We start from the raw sequence: 17,262 nt of genomic DNA on the forward strand, positions 1-17,262 counted from the left end.
CCCGCCATGTCGGGGCTGGAGCTGGCGCGCGCGCTCAAGGCCAACGCCGCGCTCGCCCACATCCCCGTGATCCTGTCGAGCGCGGCGCTGGGCGCTTCGGCTCGCGCGCATCCCAGCCTGTTCGCCGCGATCCTCGACAAGCCCTATCCCGCGCGCAAGCTGCTGCAGACGCTTAGCGCCCTGCTGGGCGCGCCCGACGGCGTGGACGACGGCGAACACTGAGCCGGATTGCCCGCCTGAGACTCGACCAAGCCGCGCCAGCCGCTGCCTGGCGAAAACAGTCCGCGAACGAACTGGCAAACCGCGGCGGCTTCGCCGACAATACGCGGAACATTACGGCAGGCCAACCACCGGGACACAGCGCGGACGTCAACACGAATTGGACAAGCCCGAGATCAACGAAATCGTCGCGAACTGCGACAGCGAGCCCATCCATCTACTGGGCCGCATCCAGCCGCACGGTGCGTTGCTGTGCTTCGACGCCGAGGGGCGCCTCATCGCGCGCAGCGCCAACGCTCTGGCGTGGCTGGGCGCCGTGCCCGACATTGGCGAGCCGATCACCGACGCGCACCTGAGCCCGCTGTCGCGCCAGACCATCCGCGCCGCGCTCGCCGACCGCGAGATGACGAGCGAGAGCGTCGAATGCAAGGGCGTGACCGGCGAACGCTTCGACCTGATCATGCACTGGTCGGGCGACACGCTGGTGGTGGAATTCGAGCAGATCAGCCTGAAATCGCCGGCCGCCACCCAGTTCGCCCTGTTTGCGCAGCGCGCCATCCAGCGCCTGCAGGCCGCGGGCCACGACGACGTGCCGCAACTGCTGCAGGCCGCCGCCGAGGCGATCCGCGCGATGACGGGCTTCGACCGCGTGATGGGCTACCGCTTCATGCCCAACGGCAGCGGCGAGGTGATCGCCGAAGCCAAACGCGACGACCTTTCGCCCTACCTCCAGCAGCGTTACCCGGCAAGCGACATCCCGCAGCAGGCGCGGCGGCTGTACGTGCTCAACCCGATCCGCCAGATCGCCGACGTCAACGCGCAGACCGTGCCGATCGAACCGGCCGTGCATCCGCACACGGGCGCGCCGTTCGACCTGAGCCATTCGGTGCTGCGCAGCGTCTCGCCGATTCACCTGGAGTATCTGCGCAACATGGGCGTGGCCGCCTCCATGAGCGTATCGATCGTGCGCGACGGCAAGCTCTGGGGCCTGTTCGCGTGTCATCACATGTCGCCGTATCGCGCCTCGCACGCCGTGCGGCTTTCATCGACGGTGCTGACCCAGGTGGTGTCGATCCTGATCGCGCAGATCGAAGCACAACATCGCGCGGAAGCCGACCGCCGCATTCACGAGCTGCGCACCCGCATCGCGGGGGAACTGGCGCAGGCCGAATCGCCGCTTGCCGGTCTCGTGCGCGCCGCACCCGAAATCGCCGCGCTGGTGGACTGCGAGGCCGTGGCGCTGGTGGTCGACAACGAAGTCGTGATGCGCGGCAAGTCCAGTGCGGCGAGCCGCGAAACGCTGCTGGAACTCGCGCAGCATGTGGCGCAAACGCGCGTCGATCAGTTTGCGAGCGCCTGCGTGGGCGAAACGCTTCCGCCAGCGCTGGCTGCCGGTCTGGCTGAAGCGCGCGTGGCGGGGTGTCTGGCGATCCAGATGCTCGGCGACAGCCGCATCACGATCGTCTGGCTGCGCGACGAACTGGTCGAAACGATTCACTGGGCCGGGCCGCCCGACAAGGTGGTGGCGCAAGGCCCGAACGGCCCGCGCCTCACGCCGCGCGGCTCCTTCGAAGTGTGGAAGCAGACCGTCACGGGCCGTAGCCGCGACTGGACGGAATTCGATCAGCTCGCCGCGCGCGAACTGCGCTCGATCCTGCAGGAAATCGCGCTCGTGCAGATGCGCGAATCCGAACGCGCGCGTACCACGTTGCTCGCCACGCTCGGCCACGACCTGCGCGACCCGATCCAGACCATCAATATGGCGATGCTGCTGATGGGCCGTGGTCTGGCGTCGGGCAACGACACGGTCAAGCGCGTGGAAGGCTCTACGCGGCGCATGCAGTCGCTGATCGGCTATATCCTCGACGTGAGCCGCATCCGCTCGGGCATGGGGCTGGGGCTCAAGCGCGTCGATGTGGCGCTGCGCGAGTTGTTGGAATCGGTGGCGGAGCAGACGCGTCTGGCGCATCCTGGGATGGCGCTGGAGATGCAGCTTGCCGACGATCTGGGTGACGCGCATATCGACCCCGACCGGCTCGCCCAGGCCATCGCCAATCTGCTGGGCAATGCGCGCAAGCACGGCGACGCGCGCACGCCGGTCACGCTCACGGCGGCGCTCGTGGAGGGCGATCCGCGCATCGAGATCCGCAATGGGTTGGTTGAAAAACCGACGGTGCCGTTCGAGCGCCTGCTCGACCCGTTCAAGAGCGGCTCGCTCGACAATCCCGCCAATCGCGGCGGCTTGGGTCTTGGGCTGTATATCGCGCAGGCAATCGTCAAGGGGCACGACGGCACACTCACCGGCAGCTTTACCGATGACGAGGCCGTGATTCGTATCGTGCTGCCCAGAGAGGGAGCGAGCGCGCAGGAGTGAGCGGCGACGGTTGCGCGCCGCCCCTCGTCTAGCGCGGCTTTAGCCCCGCCGCCAACGCCAGAATCTGTTGCGCGCGCAACAGCACCGGCCGATCGACCATCTTGCCGTCCACCGTGATGGCGCCCGCGCCCGCCTGGGCTGCCGCCTCGACCACGCGCGCGGCCCATGCCAGTTCGTGCTCGCCCGGCCGGAACACGTTGTGAACGGCCTCGACCTGCTTCGGGTGAATGCACAGCTTGCCGCCAAAGCCCAGGCGCTTGCCGTTGAGCGCATCGCCCTCAATGCGCGCGGTGTCGTGGATATCGGGCGTCACGCCATCGACGGGGGCTTCGATTCCCGCCACGCGCGAGATCAGCGCGAGCTGGCTGCGATAGTGATTGAGCGGTTCGCCATCGTCGGGCATGCCCATTTCGGCGATGAAGTCGAGCGTGCCGAACATCAAGCGCCTGACGAACGGCGCCTTCGCAATCGCCATGGCATTCCACATGCCCAGCGCGCTTTCGATCAGCGGATAAACGCTCACGCGGCGGCGCGCGAGGGCAATCGTAGCGGTGACATCCTCAGCGCTTTCGGCCTTCGGCAGCACGATGCCGGCCACGCCGTCCAGTGCCCCGAGCCTCGCGTCCTGCTCGAACCAGGGCGTGGCGCGGCCATTGATACGCACCAGCACGGGATGCCTGCGCGAGACCCAGTTCGCGATGTTCTCGCGCGCCGTCTCTTTGGCGGCGGGTTCGACCGCATCTTCGAGATCGATGATGACGGCATCCGCGCCGCTTTCCAGCGCACGCTCGAAGCGTTCCGGGCGGCTGCCCGGCACGAACAGATACGACTGCGGGGAGAAGGTGTTCAGTGCGCCGTTGTCGCCGTGATGCTCAGAGGGCATGGTCAAGCTCCGGCACGACCGTGAACAGATCGCCGACCAGACCGTAATCGGCCACGCTGAAGATCGGCGCTTCTTCGTCCTTGTTGATCGCGACGATGACCTTCGAGTCCTTCATGCCGGCCAGATGCTGGATCGCACCCGAGATGCCCACGGCGATATACAACTGCGGCGCGACGATCTTGCCGGTTTGACCGACCTGATAGTCGTTCGGCACGTAGCCCGCATCCACGGCTGCGCGCGATGCGCCCAGTGCGGCGTTGAGTTTGTCGGCGAGCGGTTCGAGCACTTGCGTGTAGTTCTCGCCGCTACCCAGACCGCGTCCGCCGGAAACGATGATCTTCGCGCTCGTGAGTTCCGGACGGTCGAGCTTCGTGACCTCGCGGCCAACGAAGGCGGTCTTGCCGTTGTCGGCTGCGGCTTCCAGTTGCTCGACCGCCGCGCTGCCACCAACGGCCGCGACTGCGTCGAACGCTGTCGTACGAACCGTGATGACCTTGACCGCATCAGCCGATTGCACAGTGGCAATGGCGTTGCCTGCGTAAATTGGGCGCTCGAACGTGTCCGGCGAAACGACTGCCATGATGTCGCTGATCTGCGCGACGTCGAGCTTCGCGGCGATACGCGGCGTGACGTTCTTGCCCGCTGCAGTTGCCGGAGCCAGGATATGCGTGTAGTGCTTCGCGATGCTCAAAACCGTCGCTTCGACGTTCTCAGCCAGACTTTGCGCGAGTTGCGGCGCATCCGCCAGCAGCACCTTCGAAACGCCTGCGATTTTTGCCGCCGCATCAGCCGCAGCTTGCGCGCCGTGCCCTGCAACCAGTACATGCACGTCGCCGCCGATCTTCTGCGCCGCGGCCACCGTATTGAGCGTCGCCGCCTTGATCGACTGATTGTCGTGTTCCGCGATTACCAACAGATTCGTCATTTTGATTCGCCTTCCTTACAGCACTTTGGCTTCGGTCTTGAGCTTCTCGACCAGCGCGTTGACGTCGGCGACCTTCACGCCGGCTGACCGCTTCGGCGGCTCCGCCACCTTGAGCGTTTTCAGACGCGGCGTCACATCGACGCCCATGTCCGAGGGCTTGAGCGTCTCCAGCGGCTTCTTCTTCGCCTTCATGATGTTCGGCAGCGTGACGTAGCGCGGTTCGTTCAAGCGAAGATCGGTGGTCACGACCGCGGGCAACGCAAGCGACAATGTTTCCGCGCCGCCGTCGATTTCACGCTCGACCGTCACCTTGCCATCCGCAACCGTGACCTTCGATGCGAAGGTGGCTTGCGGCAGATCCGCCAGCGCGGCGAGCATCTGGCCAGTCTGGTTCGAGTCGTCGTCGATAGCCTGCTTGCCCAGGATGACGAGTTGCGGTTGCTCCTTCTCAAGCAGCGCCTTCAGGAGTTTCGCCACCGCGAGCGGCTGCAGTTCTTCATCGGATTCGATCAGCACCGCGCGATCCGCGCCAATCGCCAGCGCCGTACGCAGCGTTTCCTGGCTCTGCGACACACCACAGGAAACCGCGATGACCTCACTCGCCACGCCCGCCTCTTTCAATCGCACCGCTTCTTCCACGGCGATTTCGTCGAACGGGTTCATCGAGAACCTCACATTGGCGATATCCACGCCCGTGCCATCGGACTTCACGCGCACCTTCACGTTGTAGTCGACAACACGCTTGACCGGCACCACGATTTTCACTTTTGCTCCTCCACGCCTGTATTGCGCGTCACCAGATAGCGCGCGATGACGCATTACACCGTGGCTTCGCCGTCATCGACAACTATCGATTAACTCTGCCGGTCATAGCCCGCACCTATTGGTCGCCTCGGCGCGGCGGTCCAACTGCCGCGCGTGCGGATTCAACCCCTCAATTCGCGGCGCAAAATCTTCCCCGTCACCGTCTTGGGCAACTCGTCGATGATGGCGACGATGCGCGGATACTTGTACGCCGCCATGCGCGCCTTGCAGTACTCGACCAGTTCTTCCGGCGTCGCGCTCGTCTGCGGCTTGAGGCTCACCACCGCCTTCACCGTCTCGCCACGATAGCTGTCGGGCACGCCCACCACCGCCGCCTCGCGCACGGCCGGATGCGTGTACAGCACGTCCTCCACCTCGCGCGGCCAGACCTTGTAGCCGCCCGCGTTGATCATGTCCTTCTTGCGATCGACCAGATAGAACCAGCCGCGCTCGTCCATGAAGCCCACGTCGCCAGTGCGAAAGAAGCCGTCCACAATCGCTTTCGCGCTTTCCTGCGGCTTGTTCCAGTAGCCCGGCACGACCATCGGCCCGCGCGAGATGATCTCGCCCACCTCGCCGGGCGCGAGCGGCTGGCCCGTATCGTCGCCGATATAGGACTCCACGTTGAAGGCCGGCACACCGATAGAAAGCGTGCCCGAAGCGGGATCGACGGGCGCATCGCTGCCAACCGGCACGACGTGCGTGGGCGAATTCGTTTCCGTCAGACCGTAGCCGTTGTGGATGTAGTGGCCGAAGCGCGCGCGGAACGCCTCGATCACGCTCGGCGGAATCGGCGCGCCACCCGAGTAGATGCGCCGCATCGAGGCGAAATGTTCGCGCGTCGCGCGCGCATCGTTCATCAGCGCGATAAAGACCGTGATCGCGCCGATGGTGAATTCGGGCTTGTGTTCGGCGATGGCGTCGAGGATCACGCCCGGTTCGAAGCGAAACGCCAGCACCAGCGGCGCCGCGCAGATAAAGGCCGCGCCCACGTGGCCAACGAGGCCCGTGATGTGAAAGAGCGGCGCGACGCCAAGAATCGGCGCGCCTTCGCGCAGGCCCACCCAATCGCGATAGACCTGCGCATTGAAGGCGACGTTGCCGTGCGTGTTCATCGCGCCCTTGGGCACGCCCGTAGTGCCCGACGTATAGACGAGCATGGCGATATCGTTGCCGCTCAGGTCGATGGCGGGCGGCTTCTGGCCGCGATGCGCGGCGATCACGCTGGCGAAGTCTTCGGCTCCGGCATGTGCCGCGCTCGTATCGCTGCGCATCATGCCCGCGAACAGACGCGCGTCGTTGCGCGTCTGGTATTCAAGCGCGGATGTCGTCATCACGAGCGGCTTCACGCACGCTTCGCCGCGCGCCGCGCGTTCGGCTTCCTCCGCCAGCAGCGGGCGCACCACGTCCTCGTAAAGCGTGCCGTGACACACAAGCACGCGCGCACCCGAATCCGCCAGCAGCACGCGCAATTCGCGCGCACGGTTCATCGGGTTGACGGGCACCGCGATCGCGCCGATCTTCCACGCTGCCACCAGCGCGATCACGAATTGCGGCACGTTCTGCAGATAGATCGCGATGCGCTCGCCACGCGCAAGACCGCGTTCGAGCCATGCGCAGGCAAGTGCATCGGACTGCTTATCGAGTTCGCTGTAAGTGAGCGCGCCGTCGAAGTACAACAGCGCCTGATGGTCCGGCGCACGTGCGACGGCGGCGCGAAACAGGCTCAGTGCGTCGGGATAGTGCTGGGAAATCGTCGCCGTGTGTCCGCTCGCGTAATGGGCGAGCCACGGCTTGCTGGCGTAGGGCGTCATGAGCGCTCCGGCGGGGAATCAACGAATCGACGAACCGATACGACTCACGCGGCGAAAGTCGCCCACGCGCGCCGTATCGGCATCGGAAAGGCGATGCTACGCCTACTTCACCACGACAGGATTGACCGGCGCGCCGCTGCCGCCCACTACCTTGAGCGGCGCGGCGGTGTAGAGGAAAGACCACTGGCCGTCGTCGGCGCAATCGGCGGCGAGCGGGTCGAGCTGCGCGATTTCCGTGAGCGTCACGCCCAGGTTGCGCATCAGCGCGTTATGCAGCGGTAGCGCCACGCCCGAGACCGGATCGACGGTCACCTCGTTGGCGATGGTGTCGGTCACGAGGTTCGGAATCTCCATCTTGTGGAACCAGTCGACCAGCTCGCGGCTATGGGTCAGGCCCGGCTCCACGAAGTTCTCGTAGAACTTCGCCTGGTCGCGCTCGTAGAACGAGCCGATCCAGCCCGTGCGGATGATGAGGATGTCGCGCTTTTCGATACTCACGCCCTGCGCCTTCGCCGCCGCCAGCAGATCTTCGTGCGTGAAGGTTTCGCCCGGATCGAGCACGGCCTTGCCGCGATGGCGCGCCATGTCGATCAGCACGCCGCGCCCCACCACGCCGCGCTCGGCGATGGGCAGCACGCTGGCCTTGTCCAGCCCGCCGATGGTCGATTTCGCGTCGTAGCCGTTCCAGAGCTGGTCGCCGTACCAGACGTGGCCGAGCGCGTCGTACTGGGTCGAGCCTTGCAGGTACATGATCATCATGTCGTCGGCGTATTCGGCGAGACCTGGAAACAAAGGACCCTTGCCGCACATGTAATGGCCCTTGTCCATCACGTTGATGCGGCGCGCCTGCGAACGTCCCGGCCAGACCGGATCGCCCTTGGGGTGGCCCATCTGGATCTGCAGCGTGAAGGTCTTGCCCGAGCGCACTGAAGCGACGCCACGCAGCACCTCGGCCTGGGTCAGATAGTTGAGCGAGCCGACTTCGTCGTCGCTGCCCCACTTGCCCCAGTTCTTCGGCGAATCTTCCAGCAGTTCGGCCACTTCGGGAACGTTCTTCGACTCCATGCGCTGTCTCCTGTCTTCTCACGCGTTGGCGGTGAGTGAGTGGGTGATGCAGAGGGAAATACCGTGGGAACGACGCGAACGCGGCAGGTAGCCGCGGCATCGAAATAAATCGCACGATCGTTCGCTAGTGTCAACCGGGAAAAACCGCAGGCGCGTGAAGCGGCATTCATGCACATCATGGATGGTCTGGTCCGAAGTCCCTTCCGAAGCGTCATGCCGCGTAACGACGTCATCCACCGCGCATGGCGACCCGCCGAATCCGCGAGGCTTCCGATGAACGAACACGAGTATCTGGCGCATCTGCACGAGCTATGGGCGCGCGCCTGGCCGGCGGGCACGCCGCGCGAGCCGCAGTATCCGCTGGGGCAGCGGCCCTTGACGGCGTATCTGCGCGAGTGGGCGCGCCGCGATCCGCAACGGCCTGCCCTGCACTTCTACGGCCGCACGCTGAGCTACGGCGAACTCGACACGCTGAGCGATCGCTGCGCCGCGCTGCTCGCGGAACTGGGCGTGAAAGCCGGCGACCGCGTGGCCGTGTTCCTGCCCAACTGCCCGCAGATGCACGTGGCGTTCTACGGCATTCTCAAGCTCGGCGCCGTGCATGCGCCGGTCAGCCCCTTGTCGAAGGCGCTGGAGCTGGGCTATCAGCTCAAGGACAGCGGCGCGCTGGTCGTGATCTGCGCGGATCAACTGCTGCCCGTGGTCGAACAGGTGCGCGATGAATGCGCGTTGCGCACGGTGATTGCGACCAATGTGGGCGAGATGCGCGGCACGCAAAGCGATGACGCCACCCCCGTGCCACTGCCTGACGTTGTGCGCGCACCGAAATGCATAACAGGCCAGGCCGTCGACCTACTGCCCGCACTCGACACGGTCAAGCAGCCTGCGCCTTTGCGCGAACCGCAACTGGACGATATCGCTGCGCTCAACTACACGGGCGGCACGACCGGCTTGCCGAAGGGCTGCATCCACACGCACGGCGACATGCTCTATACCTGCGCGAGCTTCATGCCCGTCGCGCTGCGCGCCGAACGCGACGCCGTGTTCCTCAACTTCCTGCACGAGTTCTGGATCGCCGGCGAAAACGCGGGCCTGCTGTTTCCTGTGTTTGCGGGCGCGGCGCTCGTACTGCTCGCGCGCTGGGAACCGCTTGCCTGGATGCGCGCCGTCGAGCACTACCGCGTGAGCCATTGCGGCATGCTGGTCGACAGCGTCGCCGAAGTGCTCGATCACCCGCGCGTGCGTGAATTCGACTATGCCTCGCTGCGCCAGGTAGGCGCGATCTCGTTCATCAAGAAGCTCACGCGCGACTATCGCCAGCGCTGGCGCGAGCTCACAGGCTGCACGCTCTACGAGTTCAGCTACGGCATGACCGAAACGCACACCTGCGACACCTTCACGCTCGGCATGCAGGACGACGACGCCGACCTGCGCGCGCAACCGACCTTCGTGGGCCTGCCGGTGCCCGGCACCGAATTCAAGATCTGCGATTTCGCCAGCGGCGCGCTGCTGCCGCCCGGCAGCGAAGGCGAGTTGTGCGTGCGCTCGCCTTCGCTCTTCAAGGGCTACTGGCAGCGCGAACAGGCCAGCTTTGATGCGCTGCGCAACGGCTGGCTGCACACAGGCGACCTCGCCACATTCACCGAGGAAGGTTTTATCCGCTATCTGGGCCGCCGCAAGGAAATGCTGAAGGTCAACGGCATGAGCGTCTTTCCGAGCGAACTGGAGGCGCTGCTCGGCCAGCATCCCGCGATTCTCGGCAGCGCGGTGATCGGGCGGTCTGATGCGACGCGCGGCCAGCAGCCTATCGCCTTCGTCGTGCTCAAGCCCGGCAGCGAAGCAAACGCGCACGAACTCGCCGCGTGGTGCCGCGAGTCGATGGCCGTGTACAAGGTGCCGGAAATCCGCGTGATCGACGCCTTGCCGATGACCGCCACCGGCAAGGTCAGGAAACAGGAACTGGACAAATTGCTGTGACGAACATGAAAACCGTGCTGATCGCCAATCGAGGCGAGATTGCCATTCGCATCGCGCGCGCCGTCGCCGAAGCGGGCCTGCGCAGCGTCGCCGTCTATGCCGAAGACGACGCCCGCGCCCTGCACGTGCGCCGCGCCGATCTGGCCGTGCCGCTCGCGGGCCGCGGGGCGGCGGCGTACCTGGATGTCGACGCGCTGATCGACGCTGCACGCGCTCATGGCTGCGACGCCGTGCATCCCGGCTACGGCTTTCTGAGCGAACGCGCCGATTTTGCGCAGCGCTGCGCGGACGCCGGCCTGCGCTTTATCGGCCCCTCGCCCGAGGTATTGCGCACGTTCGGCGACAAGGCGCGCGCACGCGAGCTGGCTGCGCGCTGCGGCGTGCCGCTCGCAGCGGGTACGAACCACGCGACCACACTTGCACAAGCGCGCGCGTTCCTCGCTGAACACGGCGCGATCATGGTCAAGGCGCTCGCGGGCGGCGGCGGGCGCGGCATGCGCGCGGTGCGCGACGCCGCCAGCCTCGACGATGCCTTCACCCGCTGCGAATCCGAAGCGCGCGCCGCCTTCGGTGACGGCGCGCTCTATGTCGAGCGCCTGATCGGCCGCGCGCGCCATATCGAAGTGCAGATCATCGGCGATGGCGCACAGGTGAGCCATCTGTGGGAGCGCGATTGCAGCCTGCAACGGCGTCATCAGAAAGTGATCGAAATCGCGCCCGCGCCGGGTCTCAACGCCACGCTGCGCCGCGCGATCATCGACGCCGCGCTCACGCTTGCGCGCGCAGTGAACTATCGCGGCATCGGCACGTTCGAGTTTCTCGTCGATACGGCGCGCGGCGACTTTGTCTTTATGGAAGCGAATCCGCGCGTACAGGTCGAGCATTGCGTCACCGAAGCCGCCACTGGCGTCGATCTGGTGCGCGCGCAACTATCGCTCGCACAGGGGGCAACGCTGGCCGATCTCAGGCTGAACGAGCCGCCGCCGGTGCGCGGTTACGCCGTGCAGGCGCGCGTCAATCTGGAAACCATGCAGCCTGACGGCGGCGCGCGGGCGGCCGGCGGCGTGCTGAGCGCCTACGAGCCGCCGAGCGGCGCGGGCCTGCGCGTGGATGGTTACGGTTATACGGGTTACGCAACCAGCCCGAATTACGATTCGCTGATCGCCAAACTGATCGCGCACGCCGATGATTTTTCCGGTGCTTTGCGTCGCGCGGCGCGCGGCTTGAGCGAGTTCCGGCTGGAGGGCGTCGCGAACAATATCGGCTTTTTGCAGGCCCTATTGCAGGCCCTATTGCAGACCCTTTTGCAGCGCGCGGAATTGCCGGACTATGCGGTGGACACGCGCTTCATCGAACGACATATCGGCGACTTGCTGGCGAGTTCCGGCGATGCGCAGCCTGAGCGCTTTTTCCGCGCTGGCGTATCGAATGACACGCCTGACGCCCTGGCACAGACCCACACCGCCCCGCCCGGTTGCGTACCGCTTGCAGCACCGAGCCAGGGCATGCTGGTAAGCCTGGACGTGCAGGCAGGCGACGCCGTCGCCATCGGCCAGCAGATTGCCGTGCTCGAAGCGATGAAAATGGAATTCGTCGTGCAGGCCACGCAAAGCGGCATCGTCCGCGCGCTGGCCGCTACGCCCAACGACACCGTATTCGAAGGCGCGCCGCTCGTCTTTATCGAACCCGCCGATGTCGTCGCCACGCAGGTGCAAAGCGAAGAGAGCCGCGATCTCTCGCACATCCGCGCCGACCTCGCCGAAGTGCTGGAGCGGCATGCGCTTACGCGCGACGAACGCCGCCCGCACGCGCTCGCGAAGCGCCGCAAGACAGGCCAGCGCACCGCGCGCGAAAACCTGGACGATCTGCTCGACGCAGATAGTTTCGTGGAATACGGCGCACTCGCGCTGGCCGCGCAGCGCGGACGTCGCGCGCTCGACGACCTGATTGCGCAGAGCCCCGCCGATGGCCTGATCGCGGGCATCGGCACCGTGAACGCCGCGCGTGTGGGCGGCGAAGCGGCACGCTGCATGGCCATCGCCTACGACTACACGGTGTTCGCGGGCACGCAGGGCATGATGAGCCACAAGAAGACCGACCGCATGCTGCAACTGGCCGAGCAGTGGCGTCTGCCGCTTGTGCTGTTCGCTGAAGGCGGCGGCGGCAGGCCCGGCGATACGGATCATGTGGGCGTCGCGGGTCTCGACTGCCGCACCTTTGCAAGCATGGCGCGGCTGTCTGGACAGGTGCCGCTGGTGGGCGTGGTGTCGGGGCGCTGCTTCGCGGGTAACGCCGCACTGCTCGGTTGCTGCGACGTCATCATCGCCACGCGTAATGCGAGCATCGGCATGGCAGGGCCGGCGATGATCGAAGGCGGCGGTCTCGGCAAGTTCACGCCCGAGGAAGTGGGCCCGGCCAGCGTGCAGGCACCCAACGGCGTGATCGACGTGCTGGTGGAGGACGAAGCCGCCGCGGTGCAGGTGGCGAAGCAGTATCTCTCGTATTTTCAGGGGCCGATGGCTGACTGGACCTGCGCCGACCAACGCCTGCTACGCGGGACGATTCCCGAGAACCGCCTGCGGGTCTACGACATTCGCCGCGTGATCGAGATGCTGGCCGACGACGATTCCGTGCTCGAACTGCGCCGGGCGTTCGCGCCTGGGCTGATCACCGCGCTGGTTCGCATCGAAGGCAAACCATTCGGATTGCTTGCTAATAATCCCATGCATCTGGGCGGTGCAATCGACGCTCAAGCGGGCGACAAAGCCGCGCGTTTCATGCAGCTTTGCGACACCTTCGGCCTGCCCATGCTTTCGCTGTGCGACACGCCGGGCTTCATGGTCGGCCCGCAGGCGGAAAAGCAGGCGACGGTGCGCCATGTCTCGCGCATGTTCGTCGCGGGCGCAAGCCTGCGCGTGCCCTTCTTCACCGTGGTGCTGCGCAAAGGCTACGGCCTGGGCGCGCAGGCGATGGCGGCGGGCAGCTTTCACGCACCGCTCTTCACGATCGCGTGGCCGAGCGGCGAATTCGGCGCGATGGGGCTTGAAGGCGCGGTGCGTCTGGGCTACGCGAAAGAACTCGCGGCCATCGACGATCCCGCGCAACGTGAAGCCGAGTTCGAGCGCATGGTCGCCGATGCCTACCGCAACGGCAAAGCCATCAATATGGCGAGTTTTCTGGAAATCGACGGCGTGATCGATCCGGCGGAAACGCGCCGCTGGCTCATGCGCGGGCTCAACGCGAGCCACGGTTTCGCGCAGCGCGCGCAAACGGGAAGGCGTTTTGTCGATACGTGGTGATGACGCAAACACAGACAACAACAGACCAGGAGTTGGCATGACCCAGGATACGACCTCGCTCGTCGAGATCGACATGGCAGACGGCGTGGCCGATGTGCGGCTCAATCGCCCGCAGAAGATGAACGCGCTAAGCCCCGCGATGTTCGACGCGATCATCGCGGCGGGCGAGCGCCTTTCGCGCGAAGCGGATCTGCGCGCCATCGTGCTGTCCGGCAACGGCAATGCGTTTTGCGCGGGCCTCGATCTGGAGAGCATGGCCGCGCTCGACGAGGTGGGCCGTAAAACGCCTATTGCCGAGCGCACGCACGGCCTGTCGAATTACGCGCAGCACATCTGCATGCTTTGGCGCGAACTGCCGGTGCCCGTGATTGCCGCGCTGCATGGCGTAGCGTTTGGCGGCGGGCTGCAACTGGCGCTAGGCGCGGATCTGCGTTTTGTGGCGCCCGATACGCGGCTTTCGGTGATGGAAATGAAGTGGGGCCTCGTGCCTGATATGGGCGGCATGGTGCTCACGCGCGGTCTGGTGCGCGACGACGTGTTGCGCGAATTGATCTACACGGCGCGCGTGGTGGGCGCGAAGGAAGCAGTGGAACTGGGGCTGGCCACGCGTGTGAGCGACGATCCGCGCGCTCAGGCGCTGACCGCGGCGCGCGAGATCGCGCAGCGCAGCCCCGATGCGATCCGCGCCGCCAAACGCCTGCTGCATGTAGCCGCGCATGGCGACGCCGCCGCCACGCTGCTCGCAGAATCCATCGAACAGAACGCGCTGATTGGCGGCGCGAATCAGCGTGAGGCCGTGGCTGCAAACCTGCAGAAACGCGCGCCGCGCTTCGCGCCTGCTTCCGAGCCGCCCCAATACTGATAACGCACTTTCCGCCTGCGAGAACACCATGACCGACATCGCTCAACCGTCATTCGAAACGCTGCGCTACGCCGTTGAGGACGGCATCGCCACGATCACGCTACATCGCCCCGAGAAGCTCAACGCCTTCACCGCGACGATGATGCAGGAGTTGATCGCAGCCTTCGACACCACCGATGCCGACGACGCCGTGCGCTGCGTGATCGTCACCGGCTCGGGCCGCGCATTCTGTGCAGGCGCCGATCTGTCCTCGGGCGGCGAAACCTTCGACTACGCGAAGCGCCTGGGAGCGAGCGTAGAGACCGTGCATCGCGACGGCGGCGGCCGCGTGGCGCTGCGCATCTTCCGCAGTCTCAAGCCCGTGATCGCGGCGGTCAATGGGCCGGCGGTCGGCATCGGCATGACGATGCAGTTGCCGATGGACATTCGCCTCGCGTCAAGCGACGCGAAATTCGGCTTCGTGTTCGGGCGGCGCGGCATCACGCCGGAAGCCGCGTCGTCATGGTTTCTCTCGCGCGTGGTGGGGATTTCGTCGGCGCTCGAATGGTGCTACACGGGCCGCGTGTTCACGGCAGACGAAGCGCTCGCGCACGGCCTCGTGCGCTCCGTGCATGCGCCAGGCGATCTGTTGCCCGCCGCGTGGGCGCTCGCGCGCGAAATCGCCGATAACACCGCGCCGGTTTCCGCGGCCATCTCGCGCCAGATGATCTGGCGTATGGCGGGCGCGAGCCATCCGATGGAGGCGCACCGGATCGACAGCCGCGCCATTCAGTCGCGCGGGCGCTCGGCGGACGCCGCCGAAGGCGTGAGCGCGTTCCTGGAAAAACGCCCTGCCGCGTTTCCCAACCGCGTTTCCACCGATATGCCGGACTTTTTCGACTGGCAAAGCGAGCCGCCCTTCGTTTGATCGCGCACTTTTGCGACATTCTGCAGCAGCCGCGAACGGAACCTGATCTCGCGCGCGCTGTCCCTTTCAAGTACCCTACGACCTCCGGCGCGACAGATTGTCTGCGCCGGTGTCGTCATTTGTGCGCTTTAAATGGTTTTAAAGGGCTTTAAACGTTTGAAAAAAGGACCCCGCAACACCCCATGAATGTGAATCAAATCTGGTTTGAGCCGTTGGTCGGCTCGCTCGTTTTGCTCGGCGCCGCCGGTGTCGTCAGCGCCGCTGTCCACTTCCTGCTGTTTCGTGTCGTCGCGCGTCTCGCGCAACGCTCCGTCACCCGCATCGACGATGCGCTGTTCGAATTCGGCGCCTTCAAATGGTTGAGCCGCGTGACGCCCTTCGTGGTGATCCGTCTGGGTATCGGCATGGTGCCGGGCGTACCCGACGCGATCTCCCAGAGCGTCGATAAGGTCAGCTTCGCGCTGATCGTCATACTCGTGACGATGACCATCAGCGCCACACTGTCCGCGTTCGAACACACGCATCGCACGATGCGTCAGGACCAGCCGCGCCTCTCGCTCAAGGGCGCGATGCAACTGGTCAAACTCGTGATGTTCATCACGGCGGCGCTGGTGGTGATCGGCGACGCGACCGGCAAGCAGATCGGCCTGCTGCTTTCGGGCATTGGCGCGATGTCGGCGGTGCTGATGCTGATTTTCAAGGACACGATTCTGGGCCTCGTGGCGGGCGTGCAGCTTTCGTCGAACGACATGTTGCGCATCGGCGACTGGATCACGATGCCCAGCGCCGGCGCGGACGGCACCGTGATCGACATCACGCTCAATACCGTCAAGGTCGCCAATTTCGATCACACCATCATCACGATTCCCACCTGGAAGCTCATCACGGAGAGCTACCAGAACTGGCGCGGCATGACGGAGGCAGGCGGGCGGCGCATCAAGCGCGCGCTCTTTATCGACGCAACCAGCGTGCGGTTTCTCCACGCGCAGGAACTGGCGAGGCTCGAACGCTTCACGCTATTGCAGGACTATCTGGCGCACAAACGCGACGCGCTCACGCAGTTCAACGGTGCGCTCGGCAATGCCGCCGAGTGCGCGGCGAACCGCCGTCAGCTCACGAATCTGGGCACCTTCCGCGCCTATGTCGAGCAGTATCTGCAACGCCATCCGCATATCCACCGCGAGATGACCTGTATGGTGCGCCAGTTGCCGATCAGCGCCGAAGGCGTTCCGCTCGAACTGTATTGTTTCACCAATACCACGACGTGGACCGAGTACGAAGCGATCCAGTCGGACCTGTTCGATCATCTGATCGCCGTGCTGCCCGAGTTTGGCTTGCGGGTCTATCAGCACCCGTCGGGCTATGACATGCAGCAGGGCCTGCGCGGCGCACAGGAAAAACGCGGCGAACGCGAAAGCGCGCTCGCCGCGTAAGCAGCGCTCGTACGCGTCAGGCGGGCAATTGCACGTCTACCGGCTCGTGAGCCGTGGGCAGGTCGTTACGGTCGGACTCCGGCACCTCGCCCGCGCGGCGGTGGATATCGTGCGTCACGAAACCCTGCTCGCGGCTCGGCACCGCGAACCAGTCGGGATGCGAGAACGACGCGCGAATATCCTCCAGTCCGCTCGACCAGTGCTCCTCCATCGTATCGATGCTGAATTCGTAGTCCTTATAGTGGCCTTCATACGGTTTGTTCTTGTAGATCAGATGCACCACGTTGATCGAAGAGCCGTCGGCCACGGTTTCGGCCAGGCGAAACAGCGGGTCGCTGCGGCGCGCGTCGGCAGGCACATGCTCAAGCAGTTCCTTGATGAAGCGGGCGTGCTTCTGGCGGTCGGCGAGCATGTTGGTGATGGCGCGCGTGCGGCTCGAATACTGGATATCCTTCGCGCGCTCGGCCACGTCGAGAAAGTCGGCGGGCGCATTGCCGCTGGCGCTCCATAGATCGACCTGAAAAACCAGCGTGTCCTTGTGATCCGCATCACGGAGCACCTCCGTGAGCGGCGTATTCGAAACGAGGCCGCCGTCCCAGTAGTATTCGCCTTCGATCTCGACAGCCGGGAAGCCGGGCGGCAGCGCGCCCGAGGCCATGAAGTGCTCGGGTTCGAGGCGCATCTTCGTATTGTCGAAATA

The 17,262-nt window shown here is 65.3% G+C and carries 12 protein-coding genes and 1 pseudogene; 7 read left to right on the forward strand and 6 right to left on the reverse strand.

All coding sequences use genetic code 11. The annotated features are described in order from the left end of the window. Positions 1 to 222: pseudogene (locus VG320_RS20560) on the forward strand (hypothetical protein); the annotation flags it as partial. 157 nt (positions 223 to 379) lie between these two features. Continuing rightward, on the forward strand, positions 380 to 2,593 hold the full coding sequence (locus tag VG320_RS20565; protein WP_327201907.1) for a GAF domain-containing protein: 2,214 nt from the start codon (positions 380 to 382) through the stop codon (positions 2,591 to 2,593). Between the two features lie 28 nt (positions 2,594 to 2,621). On the opposite strand, the gene VG320_RS20570 is transcribed toward VG320_RS20565, so the two are convergent. The 5 genes from VG320_RS20570 to VG320_RS20590 all read right to left on the reverse strand — a co-directional run bounded on the left by VG320_RS20570 (position 2,622) and on the right by VG320_RS20590 (position 8,084). After that, positions 2,622 to 3,476, reverse strand: coding sequence for a CoA ester lyase (locus VG320_RS20570; RefSeq protein ID WP_327201908.1), 855 nt, complete (start codon positions 3,474 to 3,476; stop codon positions 2,622 to 2,624). Continuing rightward, positions 3,466 to 4,401 (reverse strand): electron transfer flavoprotein subunit alpha/FixB family protein, encoded by a 936-nt coding sequence (locus VG320_RS20575; RefSeq protein ID WP_327201909.1) that lies wholly within the window; start codon positions 4,399 to 4,401, stop codon positions 3,466 to 3,468. The genes VG320_RS20570 and VG320_RS20575 overlap by 11 nt, the downstream gene beginning before the upstream one ends. Positions 4,402 to 4,416: 15 nt before the next feature. Continuing rightward, positions 4,417 to 5,166: an electron transfer flavoprotein subunit beta/FixA family protein gene (locus VG320_RS20580; protein WP_327201910.1), complete on the reverse strand. Its 750-nt coding sequence runs from the start codon at positions 5,164 to 5,166 to the stop codon at positions 4,417 to 4,419. Between the two features lie 161 nt (positions 5,167 to 5,327). Beyond that, complete coding sequence (locus tag VG320_RS20585) at positions 5,328 to 7,019, reverse strand: class I adenylate-forming enzyme family protein (RefSeq protein ID WP_327201911.1); 1,692 nt, start codon at positions 7,017 to 7,019, stop codon at positions 5,328 to 5,330. A gap of 102 nt (positions 7,020 to 7,121) precedes the next feature. Further along, positions 7,122 to 8,084, reverse strand: coding sequence for a cyclase family protein (locus VG320_RS20590; RefSeq protein WP_327201912.1), 963 nt, complete (start codon positions 8,082 to 8,084; stop codon positions 7,122 to 7,124). Between the two features lie 273 nt (positions 8,085 to 8,357). On the opposite strand from VG320_RS20590, the gene VG320_RS20595 reads away from it, so the two are divergent. The 5 genes from VG320_RS20595 (at position 8,358) to VG320_RS20615 (ending at position 16,562) form a co-directional block, all read left to right on the forward strand. Continuing rightward, positions 8,358 to 10,061 (forward strand): AMP-binding protein, encoded by a 1,704-nt coding sequence (locus VG320_RS20595; RefSeq protein ID WP_327201913.1) that lies wholly within the window; start codon positions 8,358 to 8,360, stop codon positions 10,059 to 10,061. Between the two features lie 5 nt (positions 10,062 to 10,066). Next, positions 10,067 to 13,360 carry a carboxyl transferase domain-containing protein gene (locus VG320_RS20600; RefSeq protein ID WP_327201918.1) on the forward strand — a complete coding sequence of 1,098 codons (3,294 nt, stop codon included), beginning with the start codon at positions 10,067 to 10,069 and terminating at the stop codon, positions 13,358 to 13,360. A 37-nt stretch (positions 13,361 to 13,397) separates the two neighbouring features. Next, positions 13,398 to 14,222 carry a crotonase/enoyl-CoA hydratase family protein gene (locus VG320_RS20605; RefSeq protein WP_327201914.1) on the forward strand — a complete coding sequence of 275 codons (825 nt, stop codon included), beginning with the start codon at positions 13,398 to 13,400 and terminating at the stop codon, positions 14,220 to 14,222. A 28-nt stretch (positions 14,223 to 14,250) separates the two neighbouring features. After that, on the forward strand, positions 14,251 to 15,129 hold the full coding sequence (locus tag VG320_RS20610) for a crotonase/enoyl-CoA hydratase family protein (RefSeq protein WP_327201915.1): 879 nt from the start codon (positions 14,251 to 14,253) through the stop codon (positions 15,127 to 15,129). A gap of 182 nt (positions 15,130 to 15,311) precedes the next feature. After that, positions 15,312 to 16,562 carry a mechanosensitive ion channel family protein gene (locus VG320_RS20615; protein WP_327201916.1) on the forward strand — a complete coding sequence of 417 codons (1,251 nt, stop codon included), beginning with the start codon at positions 15,312 to 15,314 and terminating at the stop codon, positions 16,560 to 16,562. A gap of 16 nt (positions 16,563 to 16,578) precedes the next feature. On the opposite strand, the gene VG320_RS20620 is transcribed toward VG320_RS20615, so the two are convergent. Further along, positions 16,579 to 17,262 (reverse strand): DUF3734 domain-containing protein (locus VG320_RS20620; RefSeq protein WP_327201917.1); only part of this gene is annotated, 684 nt, incomplete at its 5' end.

The sequence above is a fragment of the Paraburkholderia sp. genome (assembly GCF_035948235.1).
Lineage (GTDB): Bacteria > Pseudomonadota > Gammaproteobacteria > Burkholderiales > Burkholderiaceae > Paraburkholderia.

Coding starts and splice junctions, on each gene's coding strand:
- VG320_RS20570 (WP_327201908.1), bottom strand. CDS start 3,476: ATGCCCTCTGAGCATCACGGCGACAACGGCGCACTGAACACCTTCTCC.
- VG320_RS20575 (WP_327201909.1), bottom strand. CDS start 4,401: ATGACGAATCTGTTGGTAATCGCGGAACACGACAATCAGTCGATCAAG.
- VG320_RS20585 (WP_327201911.1), bottom strand. CDS start 7,019: ATGACGCCCTACGCCAGCAAGCCGTGGCTCGCCCATTACGCGAGCGGA.
- VG320_RS20590 (WP_327201912.1), bottom strand. CDS start 8,084: ATGGAGTCGAAGAACGTTCCCGAAGTGGCCGAACTGCTGGAAGATTCG.
- VG320_RS20595 (WP_327201913.1), top strand. CDS start 8,358: ATGAACGAACACGAGTATCTGGCGCATCTGCACGAGCTATGGGCGCGC.
- VG320_RS20600 (WP_327201918.1), top strand. CDS start 10,067: ATGAAAACCGTGCTGATCGCCAATCGAGGCGAGATTGCCATTCGCATC.
- VG320_RS20605 (WP_327201914.1), top strand. CDS start 13,398: ATGACCCAGGATACGACCTCGCTCGTCGAGATCGACATGGCAGACGGC.
- VG320_RS20610 (WP_327201915.1), top strand. CDS start 14,251: ATGACCGACATCGCTCAACCGTCATTCGAAACGCTGCGCTACGCCGTT.
- VG320_RS20615 (WP_327201916.1), top strand. CDS start 15,312: ATGAATGTGAATCAAATCTGGTTTGAGCCGTTGGTCGGCTCGCTCGTT.